Raw genomic sequence first — 12,865 nt, 5'->3', positions numbered from 1 at the left:
GAGGTTAGTGATTACCATTATTCATTCCGTAACCATTGTCACACTTAACCGAAATAACGACATTTTTGAAGGGTATGTCACTATTAAAAATAATACATTTGAGAAAACTGGTGAGGGAAGTCCCACTGATATAGAAATTGAACAGGCTGACAAGGTCATTGACGGTAAAAGAAAATGGCTCCTTCCCGGTTTTATTAATACGCACGGACATTTAGGGAGTGCTTTATTACGTGGAGCGGGCGATGACATGCCTTTAATGACGTGGTTAAAGCAGGTAATGTGGCCCAACGAATCCCGGTTTGACAGGGAAACAGTATTGCAGGCAGCCCAGGTGGCCATGATTGAAATGATTAAGTCAGGGACGACGACGTTTTTGGATATGTACCATCTGCATATGAAGGAGACAGCAAAGCTGGTTATAGACAAAGGTTTAAGAGCTGTACTCGGACGGGGGATGATCGGCTTATGCCCTGCGCATGAACAAGAGGATAAATTAGCTGAATCTGTTTCCTTATTTGAGACATTTAATGGGGCCGGAGACGGAAGATTATCTATCGTGCTTGCACCGCATGCTCCTTATACGTGCCCGCCTACTTTCTTAAAACGTGTGGCTGAAACTGCTGAAAAATACCGGATGATGATTCATACCCATGTATCAGAAACAAGAGGCGAAGTGGAAGAGCATATTAAAACTTACGGTAAGAGGCCGGTTAGTCATCTGGATGAACTTGGTGTATTTAACGGTCCTGTTTTAGCTGCCCATGCTGTTCATGTTAACGAAGAAGAAATTGAAATTTTAAAAAACAGGGGAGCAGCCATTTCCCATAACCCTGCGAGTAATTTAAAACTGGGCTCAGGGGTAGCTCCTGTCCCTGATTTTCTGGAAAAGGGGATCACGGTGAGTCTAGGTACCGATTCCACTGCCAGCAACAATAATCTTGATATGTTTGAAGAGGCCCGGTTATCTGCATTAATTCATAAAGGGACACGGGAAAATCCGGAGGTTACCAGTGCGAAGGATACTCTTGAAATGGCTACACTTAAAGGGGCTGAGGCTTTAAGTTTAGAGAATTTGGGGAAAATAGAGAGAGACTTTAAAGCAGATTTTATTTTAGTGGAACCCGGCCAGGCCCACCTTACTCCCTGGAACAAAGACAGGATCCTTTCCCACCTTGTGTATGCAGCAAGAGGCAGCGACGTGACTGATACATTTATTGATGGGAAGGCAGTTTATTCTGATCGTCAATTATTACTGTTTGATGAAGAAAAGATAGTTTTTGAAGCCAATCAGCTGGCAAAAAAATTCTTATAATACTAACATTCATTTTTAAATGTGATAAAATAGGTTGCATATTCTCCGTTTTAGCTGCAGAACTGTCCATGTTGGAGGTGGAGTGGGACAATGGGAGAAAAAGGGGTTAAAAAGTTAAGTACTGTAAAAGTTAATGAGTGTGAAGACCTTTATAAAATAGTAGATAATCTGAACCGTACTCTAAAAGACAGGGACCTGATGTTCGGATTAGCCCTGGATGACCAGGAAAGAGAGAAAATGGTTTTTACCATTTATGAAACGTGAGTGATGAAAGATGAAAGCTTGGATTATTTCCATTTCAGCTGTCTTTATTATAGGGTTTATTGCCTTCTCTTCTTATATTTATTACGTTACAGCAGAACCGCTCAGGGAACGTGAAGAAGCGGCTGTTCAGCTGGCCTCTGAACATGTCTCACTTTCTGAAGTGCGTGATATTCAGTATTATCACGGCCGTCGTTCCTATCAGGTTATTGATGCGGTAAATGAAGATGGGGAAGATATTTACATATGGGTAGAAGAGGATGAAGACAGGGATGAAGTTAATATTGAGGTAAGACTGCATTCTGAAGGGCTTACCAAAGAGGAAGTTATGGAAATTGCCGTATCCGAACTGGAGATCCAATCAATAAAATCGGTTCGGCTTGGGATGACAGGCTCTACACCTGTATATGAAGTGAGTTATATGGATCAAGTAGACCGTCATTCATTTTATTATCTTACTTTTGAAGATGGCACGTATATCCGCCATTACCAATTTTTATCGTAAGCTGTTTCAAATCCAATTAATATACAAGGAGCGATTAAATCATGAAATTTTCTTCTCGCGTGACATCCATTACACCATCTTCAACCCTTGCAATAACAGCAAAAGCTAAACAGTTAAAAGCTGAAGGCCACGATGTGATCGGTTTAGGTGCCGGAGAACCTGATTTTAATACACCTCAGTACATTATTGAAGCGAGCTACAAATCGATGCTGGAGGGCCATACAAAATATACGCCGGCTGCCGGTTTGCCTGACTTAAAAAAAGCAGTAGCTGATAAATTTAAAGCTGACCAGGGCATTGATTATACTAATGAAGAAATTATTGTAACAAGTGGAGCAAAACATTCTCTTTCACTTCTTTTTCAGACGATTTTACAGGAAGGAGAAGAAGTTATTATTCCAACGCCTTACTGGGTGAGCTACCCTGAACAGGTGAAAATTGCCGGGGGAAATCCGGTTTTCGTGGAAGGGAAGGAAGAACACGATTTCAAAGTGACGTTAGCGCAACTGGAAGAGGCAGTGACTGATAAAACAAAAGCGTTAATCGTCAATTCTCCTAGTAACCCAACAGGCGTCATGTATGAAGAATCAGAATTAAAAGAAATAGGAGACTTTTGCCTGAAGCATAACATCGTCATCGTATCTGATGAAATTTATGAAAAGCTCATTTATGGCGGAAAAAAACATGTGTCGATTGCCCAGCTGTCTCCGGAACTGAAAGAGCAGACTCTTATAGTGAACGGCGTTTCCAAATCACATTCCATGACGGGCTGGAGAATCGGTTATACAGCCGGTAATAAGGAAATCATTAAAAAGATGTCTAATGTGGCAAGCCATACGACTTCTAATCCGGCTGTCATGTCTCAATACGGCGCAATTGCGGCATATACAGAGGAGGACGGCTCTGTTGAACATATGCGCACCGCGTTTGAAGACAGATTAAATAAAGTCTATCCTCAACTGAATGAGATTCCAGGTTTTTCGTGCGTGAAACCTCAGGGAGCCTTTTACCTTTTTCCGAATGTCAAAGAAGCTGTTGAGAAGAGTTCATATGATACAACAGATGACTGGGTTAAAGCTCTTCTTGAAGAAGAAAAAGTGGCTGTGGTTCCTGGCAGCGGATTTGGTGCACCGGATAATATCAGACTGTCATATGCTACCAGCCTTGATCAGATCGAAGGGGCACTCGAGCGGATCAAGCGTTTTGTAGAGAAGCATTCTTAAACTAAATGAGAGGCACCTGTTTCAATTTGTGGAAACAGGTGCTTCCCGTGTGATTGACTTCTTTTTTATACGAAAGGTATAATAAAAAGCGATATGTCACTTATTAAAAGATAACATGCAGATTGCTGGAGGGAATAATGTGAAAACGACTATTTCGGAAGTTGGGAAACATGTTGGAGAAACAGTAACAATTGGTGCCTGGCTGGCTAACAAACGTTCAAGCGGTAAGATCGCTTTTTTACAATTGAGAGATGGGACAGGTTTTATTCAAGGCGTATTAGTTAAAGCAGAAGCCGGAGAAGAAACCTTCCAAAAAGCTAAAGAATTAACGCAGGAAAGTTCGTTGTACATAACAGGCGTCGTAAGAGAGGATGACCGCGCCCCATCCGGTTATGAGCTGACCGTGCAGGGATTTGAGGTCATTCACGAAGCGAATGATTACCCGATTACACCAAAAGAACACGGGACGGAATTCTTAATGGATCACCGTCATTTGTGGCTCCGGTCAAAACGGCAGCATGCCATTATGAAAATCCGTAACGAAATTATTAGAGCAACTTATGAATTTTTTAATGATAACGGATTTGTTAAAGTGGATCCTCCAATTCTTACAGGAAGCTCAGCAGAAGGAACCACTAACTTATTCCATACAAAATATTTTGATGAGGATGCATTTCTCTCCCAGAGCGGACAGCTCTACATGGAAGCAGCAGCCATGGCATTAGGGAAAGTTTTCTCATTCGGACCGACATTCCGTGCTGAAAAGTCAAAAACAAGACGGCATCTTATTGAATTCTGGATGATAGAACCTGAGATGGCTTTCATGGATCATGAGGAAAGTCTGCAATTGCAGGAAGCTTACGTAAGCTTTATAGTCCAGTCAGTGCTTGAAAAATGCCCGCTGGAGTTACAAGCACTGGAAAGGGATACGTCCAAACTGGAAAATGTCAAAGCTCCTTTCCCTAGAATTTCTTATGATGAAGCAATTGAATTCTTAAAAGAAGAAGGTTATGAAATAGAATGGGGAGAAGACTTTGGCGCTCCTCATGAAACGGCTATAGCTGAAAAATATGATAAGCCGGTATTTATTACTAATTATCCGAAAGACATTAAAGCTTTTTATATGAAACCGCACCCTGAGCGGGATGATGTCGTTTTATGCGCTGACCTGATTGCACCGGAAGGATATGGGGAGATTATAGGCGGCAGTCAGAGAATTGATGATGAAGAATTGCTTAAACAGCGTTATGACGAGCACAATCTGTCACAGGAAGCTTATCAGTGGTACTTAGACTTAAGAAAATACGGATCTGTCCCTCATTCAGGTTTTGGCTTAGGGCTTGAGCGTACAGTCGGATGGATAAGCGGGACAGAACATGTACGTGAAACCATTCCATTTCCACGCCTGTTAAACCGCCTTTACCCATAAGGGAGAACCAGCCATATTTACTAAAAAGCAATAGTAGTTTACAGAAGCGGGAATGGTGTTTCAAAAAGAGCTTAACCGGCCTTTTGGAGCACCATCTTCTTTTTGAAGAAATTTAAGGAAAAGAGGTGAATCAACTTGGAAAAAGATTTAAGCTTACAGCTGCTCCTGGAAAAGCCGTTTACTATGCCTGGACTTCTTTTTAAACATTATAAGGCTCTTGGATTATCGGATTTGCAATTTTTATTACTTATACACATTCGCCAGTTTCACCAGGAAGGTAATGATTTTCCCACTCCTCAAGACTTGGTGAACCGAATGACAATCGATGAACAGGAGTGCACCCGGCAGTTAAAACAGCTTTTAACAAATCGTTTTATTGAAATCGAAGAAGTTAAAAGCAGGGAAGGAAAAATTTCTGAATCAATTTCAATTGATCCCTTATTTGAAAAACTGCACCTTCTTTTGAATGAAGAAGAATTGAAAGGGCAGGACGAAGAGAAGAAAGCTGAAGAAGGGCGTCTGTTTCAAAGGTTTGAGCAGGAATTTGCCAGGCCTTTATCGCCAATGGAGATGGAAATGGTCTCTATGTGGCTTGACGAAGACAGGCACCAGCCGTATATGATTGAAGCGGCATTGAGAGAATCAGTTGTTTCTTCGCGATTAAACTTTCGATACATTGACAGGATCCTGTTTGATTGGAAGAAGAACGGAGTTAAAACAGTTGAACAGGCGAAAGCCCATGGGGAGAAGGTACGGAGCCATCATTCTTCAAAAAATTATTCAAAGCAGACTGAAGAAAAACCGAAGAAAAGACATCCGGGTTATAATTGGCTGGAAGGAGATGGAGAGTAAAACATGCTTACTAAAAAACAAATTGACTACGTCCTTGATACGATAGGGGAGATGTTTCCCGAAGCTGAGTGTGAATTAACCCATTCGAATCCTTTTGAATTGCTGGTAGCCGTCGTTCTTTCCGCTCAGGCCACAGACGCGCTTGTAAATAAAGTCACACCGGGGTTATTCAAAAAATATAAGTCTCCGGAAGACTTTATGGAAGTGCCATTGGAAGAGCTGGAACAGGATATAAGGTCTATAGGTTTATTTCGAAGTAAAGCTAAAAATATTAAGAAGCTCTCTTATTCTCTTATAGAAAAGTATGATGGGAAAGTACCAAGTGAAAGAGATGAGCTGGTGACTTTAGCGGGAGTAGGAAGGAAAACCGCGAATGTCGTTGCATCAGTTGCTTTTGATGAACCGGCTATAGCTGTAGATACACATGTAGAAAGAGTAAGTAAACGGCTCGGTATTTGCAGATGGAAAGATTCAGTGCTTGAAGTGGAAAAAACGTTAATGCGGAAAATTCCTAAAGAGTTATGGTCCGAAACGCACCACAGACTCATTTTTTTCGGCCGGTACCATTGTAAGTCACAGTCACCCCAATGTATGGAATGTCCTCTGCTTCATTTGTGCCGCGAAGGAAAAAAACGTTTAAAGAAAAAAGGGATTGAAGTAAAATGAGCTCAGTTGCTGTTCCAAAACCATTCTGTATTAAACCATTTTATGACCCCACATCATTTATAGAAACAGACGGGGACATGGGATTTCTTTCAGAGAATTACAAACCTGAGTTATTATTTTACGATGACATCGAGCGCTTTATTAAGAAAGATAAGGAAGAGCTAATTAGCAGGCCCTGGGAAGAGCCATCCAACTCTTTGGCTTTGGCTCAAACAAGGTGGAAGGATAATGGAAAGCCTATAATAAAGGCCTTTCTGAAAAACCGGGACAGGTTTAATGCCAAATCATTAATGATTCAATATGCGGCGCTTTATATCCAATGTAATCACTGGGTGGACGAAAAGCCGGTAGAAGACTTGCACCGTATTGCTTCATCTATTAACCACATGCCATATGCGCCAGTCAACCTGGAAGAGCGTTTAAACTTTATTTTAGAGTCAGCTGGCCATCACCATGCGTTTACAGCACTTGATCAGCTTTATGCAGAATCAGCTAAAAAGTGGGCGTTGTACTTATTATAAAAGGGTATCATCCGATGTACAGGATGATACCCTTTTATGGTTAATTAACCGTTGTTGCTGGTATTATCTTCATTATTTGGTGGTTCTTCGCTTACTTCGATCTGTGGTTCTTCGTTATTATCGGTATTGCCAGGTTCATTTTCAGGTTCATTTTCTGGTTCCTCTTCCGGTTCATTCTGATTGGCCTCTCCATTGTTAGTGTCAGTGTTGTTTCCATTATTGCTTCCATTTGTGTCATTATCACCTGGGTTGTTATTTCCTGTGTTACTGTTATCCTCATTTACATCATTGTTAGTGTCAGGCTCATTATTCTCGTTTTGCTCATTTTCCTCATTTAGTTCGTTTTCCTCGTTTTCCTCGTTTTCTTCATTTTCTTCTTTTTGTTCATTATCTTCGTTCATGTCGTTTTCTTCATTTAATTCGTCGTCGTCCTCACCGTCACCTTCTTCCGGAATTCTTACTTCCACTGTTGAAGGATCGCTTGTTAAATTCTCATCTTCGTCAGAGAGGGCAGTAACACGAATGGAATAAGTTTCCCCGTATTCAGGGTTCTCTAATATATATTGCATGTCTTTAGTTATATCTACCAAAGTATAATCTGAGCTTTGGCTGTCTTTAATCTCCAGCCTGAAACTGAATTCATCTCTTAAATTGCCCGGATAATCCCATTCAATTGAGATGGCATGCTGTTCTTCGTCGTAAGAAGCTTTCAAGCCACGGATAGATTCCGCTTCTTCAAACTCTTCAGACACGGTCGAAGGTTCCGTTCCCTTTACAAAATATTCGTGAATAATCTCGCTTTCCGGCGTATAGTCACTCGGCAGCTTGCCGGTTGATTTCTCAATTGCTACTCTTACAACAGAATCAGGCTGTGAAAAGTCGGAAGTTTCACGGTTTTCATGGGCATAACTCATGACTTCCCTGAAAATATGCCGCGAGATTTGATGTTCGTTATTATTCATAATAATTTGCCCGTCTTCGGCGTTTGGATATCCTGTCCAAACAGCAGCAGTCAATTCAGTGGTATAGCCGGCGAACCACGCATCCCTGATCGCTGAATCCGGTATATTATATTTCTCTCTGTCATCAGGTGTAAAGTTACTGGACCCCGTTTTACCTGCCACCGGAAGCCCGGAAATTTGAGCAGCTGTCCCTGTTCCGGATTGAACCACGTCTTTCAGCATGTCTGAAATCATAAATGCTGTGTAGTCATTCATTGCTTGCTCCGGCTCAGGAGAAAGCTCGATGACTGTTCCGTCAGGGAATTCAACTTTTCTGACAGTGTGCGGACGGTTATATTCTCCGCCATTTCCAAAAGCTCCGTAAGCTCCGGTCATTTGATAGGAAGACACACCGTTCGCTCCTAAAGCATAGGCTTCATGCATCTCATCCAATGGTATGCCGAGACTTTGTCCGAACGCCTGCGCTTTATCTAAACCAACCTCGTGAAGGGCTTTAACCGCAGGGACGTTCAAGGATTTTTTCAGTGCTTCCCGCATAGAAACAGAGCCTTCAAAGGAACGGCTGAAGTTTCTGACAGGAGTTCCATCGGAATACGTATATTCTTCATCCACAATTTGTTGGTAAGTCGACCATTTAAGTTCATCGATAGCCGGCCCGTAGTCAAGAATAGGCTTAATCGAAGATCCGGCTTGCCTTCTCGGATTAGTTGCCCAGTTCCACTGCCTCACACCTTGTGCAGGCTCACGCATGCCTCCAATAGCCCTTACTTCGCCTGTTTTTGTTTCCATTAAGGTAATGCCCGCCTGGAAGAGATCGTCAGGATAATCGATAACATCCCCTGACTGCATGACGTGCTCGACATGGGACTGGAGGTCCTGATCCAGGTTAGTGTATATTTTTAATCCTCCGGTATAAATATCGCTTGCTTCCACACCGTCAATACTTTCAACTTCGTCTAATACCTGGTCGATATAAGCCTGATATTGGTGATTTTCCCGTTCGCTACGCTGAAGCTGATCTTCTACTGGAATGCTCATAGCTTCTTCTGCTTGTTCTTCCGTAATTTTGTCGTTATGCAGCATACGGTTAATAACTGTATTGCGTCTTTTTTCAGCGCCCTCTGGATTATTAAAAGGATTGTGAGCGTTTGGCCGCTGTGGAATACCTGCCAGTAATGCAGCATCTTCTATCGTAAGCTCATCCAGGTCTTTACTGAAATAGTAGTTTGCTGCTTCAACTACACCATAGCGAGAATCTGAGAAATAGATAGCATTAAGATACATTTCAAGAATTTGATCTTTCGTAAACTGCTGCTCAAGACGCACAGCTAAATACTGTTCCTGCAGTTTTCTTGTAATGGTTTTATCAAATTCGAAAAAGAGGTTTTTTACGACCTGCTGGGTTATTGTACTGGCTCCTTCACTTCCAAAACCACCGGTGATATTAGCGCGTATGGCGCCGCCGATCCGGCGCATATCGATACCGAAATGATCATAAAAACGCGCATCTTCAACCGAAAGCACGGCATCCTTCAGCACATCGGGTACATCATTAATATTAGCCATCCGCCGATTTTCTGCCGCATGGAGCGTTGTAATTAGTTCATCATCTTTATCCATAATTTCGGGGTTTAAAGCAAGAATAAGTTTATCCTGATCGAGATCAGGAGCACTGCTTATAATAGCAACAACTGAAATACCTCCTGCAATCATCATCGTAAGAAGAATGACAGCCAGTGCAGTCATTATTTTTTTAAACTTGCCGCTTCGGTTTGAAGGCTCCCCGCCTGACGGTTTTTTCCGCTTTTTATTGTTCTGTTTTCTCTCTTGTCTGGAAAGATTGTTTTCAGACATGTTCATCTTCCTTTCAAACTGTACAGATAATTGCTTTACCTGTTTTCCAGTATTTTATCAATAGTTTTTAAGTAATCTATCCTTGGGTGAAATCCTAAAGGAATATGATAGCCGTATTTTTCTATATCTTTTTTCGAAATAGATTTCCGTTTTGTGTCCTGTTCTTCATAAAAACGAATGAGTTCCTCAGCTTCCAGTAAGTAAACTTCCTCATATAAGGAAAACCTTAATAGGGCAAACGTTAAACCTCCATGGTTCAGCACTTCTTTCATATGCTGTATCTGATGGGAATGGAAATTTTTTAATGGGAAACTTTGTTTATTTTTTGTTTCTTTAGCTTCAAAATCTATATAATAACCTCTGTAAACCCCGTTGTAATCAGTTGTAGAAGGTTTCTTAAAGTAAGCTTCAGTCACTACAGCTGCACTCCGTTTCGGGTAGTTTACTTTTACAATCTGCAGGGGGGTAGGTTTCTTATGAATGACGGCCCGTTTATGCGAGCGGTAATACTGGTTAGATTCGTTAATATCCTCCTCCAGGGTCATGCCCCGATTACTGTATCGTTCATCTTTTTTATAGACGTTTTTTTTCCTTGAAAGGATTCGCTTATTTTCAAATTTTTTTCCGTTCGGATATCGAATAGTCATCATCAACTTCCTTTTCTACCGTCATTTTTCAAAGGAAAAGAAATCATCACTATATCTTACCATATTTAATTATTAAGAGAATAGACTTTATGGCTATTTTCAGCTGAGTAAGAAGCGAGAAGGCGAGAGAGAATAAGGGAGTGATCATGCATAGAGGAAAAGGGTGGTTGTATGAAGGAACCGGCTGAAATTGCAATTAGCTGGATAAAGCAGCAGACTGGGCGTTTAAATAAAGATAATATTTCACGAACAGAGGCATATAAGGAATATTTCCTCCGCAATCCTGAAATGAAGTGGGCTTATTTAGCAAGTATGGTTTCGAGGAATGCGGGATGGTCAATGAGTGATTTAACAGGAGAGCCGCTGAGCCGGCTGTTATCCAAGGAATGGAGAAGAAGGTTTTTTATAACTTTTGAAAGAGCTAACTGGATGATATTTTCTGATGCTTATCCTCAATTACTGATTTACGAGTTCTCAAAAAAGACAGGCAGGCCTTTATTTAATAAACTGTCGGAATTTAAAGTTGCCGGATGGATGATTAAGGAATGGGAGTATTTCTGGAGCAGTCAAAATACTCAGAGGCTGATGGAGGCTCTAATTGTAAATGAGCAGCATGTCATTGATAAACCAGTTATTAATGCACCCTTCTTTAAAGAAACCCTTTTTAAAAAAGCTGTTTTTAAATGGCAGGAACGGCTGCACTTCAGTACCGTATTGTTTCCTTCCAACACTGGTAACCTTTACGGTGCATCTGTCACACACTTCCCGGATGTAAGAAAAAGAATTAAGTTGGGGAAAGAACTGGCGTGGATCCTGTTAAAGTCACCAGAGAAACATAGCATCTATTCCTACTTTGTTAATTATGCTTACTTCGGAAACCGGGCGATTGATATTCCTAATATCCATAAAAATGCCGGGCACCTTCCACTCAGGTTCAAATTCCCGGAAATTCACCATAATGATGAACATAGAACTGACTGGTCAAATGATCCGAGGTATAATCCAGACCGGCAATTATTTAAACGAATAAAGCCTCCCCGGTCATACTGCCTGACAAAATGGTATTTAACTAAACAATCACAACTTGAAATTGCGGGAAAAGCTGCTTTTTTAATTAGTGATTTGAAAGAAGAGGGATAAAATGCATTAGTGGCTTGTTCAGCTCCTGCATTGAAGCTGCGTATAAAAAAACGGTAATACAGGAAAAGCCCCGTTACCGTTTTAATTAGTTTATTGGCTTAATTAAGTGGAAGGACGATCTGGACCAACGTTCTTTTTATCTATATGTCCCTGTGCGTCTTTTGGAAATTTACTATCCGTGCGGTAATCTTTCCTAAGCTGCTCCTTACTTTCATTTCGTTGCTTTTTCATGCTTTCACCTCCCTCGTATAATTATTCTGCTCTCATGCTATAAAAAGATTCATGGCTGTTTTATTGGTTTTTTTTCTTTCTTTGCCGAATATAAACTAGTTTTGTCAGGCGTGAAGGGTTTGACGGAGATTTGGAGAAAATCAGAGTAAATAATGAAAAGGGGAGATTATGATGCCTGAAAAAATGTGGAAAACGAGAGAAGTTGCAAAGGCTATTAATGTAAACCCGTCAACAGTTCAACGCTGGATTAAATACTTTCACCTGACTACGAAGATCAATGCTAAAGGACATTTTGAAATGACAGACGATACTTACGATAAAATAAAGTTTATTCATTCTGAAACAAAGCAGGGGAAAAAGCTGAAGGAAATAGTGATGGAAGGAGACAGGGAGACTGGACGCGGCAAGATGGTACCGGCAAGTGCTATGGATGAAAAAATAGACATGTTAATTCGGCAGGTTGAACACCTGGACAGGCAGCTTAACAATAAAGCTGACGAAGTAGTGGAATATCAGGTTCTCAATCAACGCAAGGAAATTAATGAACTGAATGAATTAATCAGTCATTTATCTTCCCGATTAAAAACCCTGGAAGAGAGTTTGCAGCAAAAAGAGAATGCGGATCTCACGGCACAAAATGGGCCCCAGAAAAAACGCCGTCTGGCAGGTATATTTAGTTTTTAAGTTATTTTTGCTACAATCTCCATGAGGTGACGTATAATGACAGAAGACGAACAGAAGAAATTACATTTACAAACGAATAAACTGAAGGAGTTAAACAACGAGGCGTACGGCTATTTCAAGCTCTATTCAGAAGGAGAAAAAGCAGCTGATTTCATTGAGACAGTAAAACCTTTTGCTGATCAGGTAAAAGAAGAGCTGGATGAATGGAAGCCACTGGCTTTAGAGTGGATTAAATGGAAAAAGCCACCTTATCTTCACCCTGAACAAATTGACCAGATGGCGGAAAATTTTGAAATACTTTCAGTTACTTGTTTCCAAAAAGATACGAAAAGAAAAAAACTGACTGAACGATACAAATCGATTGAATACACCCTCTCGCTCATTTTGCAGCCGTAGAAATACAGGCAGCTGAAATAAGCAGGATTTGGAAAATCCGCTCATTAACAAGCGGTTTTGAAACAGATTCTGCTTTTTTTGTGTGTATTTTAACTTTTATAAAATTCAAGGATTCTTTCAAAAGGAGTTTTTCTATTCGGGGTATCACCAACAGACTTTGAAAGACCCTTTATGTTATACTC

14 protein-coding genes are annotated in these 12,865 nt (G+C 40.9%); 11 read left to right on the top strand and 3 right to left on the bottom strand.

Annotated features, from left to right (window positions below):
• Window positions 1-7 precede the first annotated feature (7 nt).
• The 8 genes from BMW59_RS00725 to BMW59_RS00690 all read left to right on the top strand — a co-directional run bounded on the left by BMW59_RS00725 (window position 8) and on the right by BMW59_RS00690 (window position 6,769).
• The gene (locus BMW59_RS00725; RefSeq protein ID WP_093047096.1) at window positions 8-1,312 is read left to right on the top strand and encodes an amidohydrolase; all 1,305 of its coding nucleotides are present in this window, start codon (window positions 8-10) and stop codon (window positions 1,310-1,312) included.
• 90 nt (window positions 1,313-1,402) lie between these two features.
• Window positions 1,403-1,576, top strand: a complete 174-nt coding sequence (locus BMW59_RS00720) for a YpmA family protein (RefSeq protein ID WP_093047095.1) — start codon at window positions 1,403-1,405, stop codon at window positions 1,574-1,576.
• 10 nt (window positions 1,577-1,586) lie between these two features.
• Complete coding sequence (locus BMW59_RS00715) at window positions 1,587-2,078, top strand: cell wall elongation regulator TseB-like domain-containing protein (RefSeq protein ID WP_093047094.1); 492 nt, start codon at window positions 1,587-1,589, stop codon at window positions 2,076-2,078.
• Between the two features lie 41 nt (window positions 2,079-2,119).
• Window positions 2,120-3,301 (top strand): pyridoxal phosphate-dependent aminotransferase, encoded by a 1,182-nt coding sequence (locus BMW59_RS00710; RefSeq protein WP_093047093.1) that lies wholly within the window; start codon window positions 2,120-2,122, stop codon window positions 3,299-3,301.
• 139 nt (window positions 3,302-3,440) lie between these two features.
• Window positions 3,441-4,730 (top strand): asparagine--tRNA ligase, encoded by a 1,290-nt coding sequence (gene asnS / locus BMW59_RS00705; protein ID WP_093047092.1) that lies wholly within the window; start codon window positions 3,441-3,443, stop codon window positions 4,728-4,730.
• 135 nt (window positions 4,731-4,865) lie between these two features.
• Window positions 4,866-5,582, top strand: coding sequence for a DnaD domain-containing protein (locus tag BMW59_RS00700; RefSeq protein ID WP_245732888.1), 717 nt, complete (start codon window positions 4,866-4,868; stop codon window positions 5,580-5,582).
• Between the two features lie 3 nt (window positions 5,583-5,585).
• The gene (nth, locus tag BMW59_RS00695) at window positions 5,586-6,248 is read left to right on the top strand and encodes an endonuclease III (protein ID WP_093047090.1); all 663 of its coding nucleotides are present in this window, start codon (window positions 5,586-5,588) and stop codon (window positions 6,246-6,248) included.
• The gene (locus BMW59_RS00690; protein WP_093047089.1) at window positions 6,245-6,769 is read left to right on the top strand and encodes a YpoC family protein; all 525 of its coding nucleotides are present in this window, start codon (window positions 6,245-6,247) and stop codon (window positions 6,767-6,769) included. Before nth ends, BMW59_RS00690 begins: the two co-directional genes overlap by 4 nt.
• 44 nt (window positions 6,770-6,813) lie before the next feature.
• Here BMW59_RS00690 and BMW59_RS00685 read toward each other — a convergent pair whose 3' ends face one another.
• Window positions 6,814-9,585, bottom strand: a complete 2,772-nt coding sequence (locus BMW59_RS00685; protein ID WP_093047088.1) for a penicillin-binding protein 1A — start codon at window positions 9,583-9,585, stop codon at window positions 6,814-6,816.
• 35 nt (window positions 9,586-9,620) lie between these two features.
• A complete protein-coding gene (gene recU / locus BMW59_RS00680; protein ID WP_093047087.1) occupies window positions 9,621-10,232 on the bottom strand; it encodes a Holliday junction resolvase RecU in 612 nt (203 codons plus the stop codon).
• Between the two features lie 171 nt (window positions 10,233-10,403).
• Here recU and BMW59_RS00675 point away from each other — a divergent pair, with 171 nt between their 5' ends.
• Entirely contained in the window at window positions 10,404-11,372 is a 969-nt protein-coding gene (locus tag BMW59_RS00675; protein WP_093047086.1) for a DUF2515 family protein, read from the top strand.
• A gap of 102 nt (window positions 11,373-11,474) precedes the next feature.
• Here the strand turns inward: BMW59_RS00675 and BMW59_RS22140 are convergent, their stop codons facing one another.
• Window positions 11,475-11,603, bottom strand: a complete 129-nt coding sequence (locus tag BMW59_RS22140; protein ID WP_255717048.1) for a hypothetical protein — start codon at window positions 11,601-11,603, stop codon at window positions 11,475-11,477.
• A 171-nt stretch (window positions 11,604-11,774) separates the two neighbouring features.
• Here BMW59_RS22140 and BMW59_RS00670 point away from each other — a divergent pair, with 171 nt between their 5' ends.
• Window positions 11,775-12,287 carry a MerR family transcriptional regulator gene (locus tag BMW59_RS00670; protein WP_177174136.1) on the top strand — a complete coding sequence of 171 codons (513 nt, stop codon included), beginning with the start codon at window positions 11,775-11,777 and terminating at the stop codon, window positions 12,285-12,287.
• A 36-nt stretch (window positions 12,288-12,323) separates the two neighbouring features.
• A complete protein-coding gene (locus BMW59_RS00665; RefSeq protein ID WP_093047084.1) occupies window positions 12,324-12,683 on the top strand; it encodes a YppE family protein in 360 nt (119 codons plus the stop codon).
• The last annotated feature ends 182 nt before the right edge of the window (window positions 12,684-12,865 follow it).

Origin of the sequence: Salipaludibacillus aurantiacus (genome assembly GCF_900111295.1) — a bacterium.
GTDB classification, from domain to species: Bacteria; Bacillota; Bacilli; order Bacillales; family Salisediminibacteriaceae; genus Salipaludibacillus; species Salipaludibacillus aurantiacus.
Note: the sequence above shows the minus strand (reverse complement) of the source record. Positions and strands in the feature narration are given on the sequence as shown.

Coding starts and splice junctions, on each gene's coding strand:
- BMW59_RS00670 (WP_177174136.1), top strand. CDS start 11,775: ATGCCTGAAAAAATGTGGAAAACGAGAGAAGTTGCAAAGGCTATTAAT.
- BMW59_RS00665 (WP_093047084.1), top strand. CDS start 12,324: ATGACAGAAGACGAACAGAAGAAATTACATTTACAAACGAATAAACTG.
- BMW59_RS00710 (WP_093047093.1), top strand. CDS start 2,120: ATGAAATTTTCTTCTCGCGTGACATCCATTACACCATCTTCAACCCTT.
- BMW59_RS22140 (WP_255717048.1), bottom strand. CDS start 11,603: ATGAAAAAGCAACGAAATGAAAGTAAGGAGCAGCTTAGGAAAGATTAC.
- BMW59_RS00690 (WP_093047089.1), top strand. CDS start 6,245: ATGAGCTCAGTTGCTGTTCCAAAACCATTCTGTATTAAACCATTTTAT.
- nth (WP_093047090.1), top strand. CDS start 5,586: ATGCTTACTAAAAAACAAATTGACTACGTCCTTGATACGATAGGGGAG.
- BMW59_RS00685 (WP_093047088.1), bottom strand. CDS start 9,585: ATGTCTGAAAACAATCTTTCCAGACAAGAGAGAAAACAGAACAATAAA.
- BMW59_RS00675 (WP_093047086.1), top strand. CDS start 10,404: ATGAAGGAACCGGCTGAAATTGCAATTAGCTGGATAAAGCAGCAGACT.
- recU (WP_093047087.1), bottom strand. CDS start 10,232: ATGACTATTCGATATCCGAACGGAAAAAAATTTGAAAATAAGCGAATC.
- BMW59_RS00720 (WP_093047095.1), top strand. CDS start 1,403: ATGGGAGAAAAAGGGGTTAAAAAGTTAAGTACTGTAAAAGTTAATGAG.
- BMW59_RS00715 (WP_093047094.1), top strand. CDS start 1,587: ATGAAAGCTTGGATTATTTCCATTTCAGCTGTCTTTATTATAGGGTTT.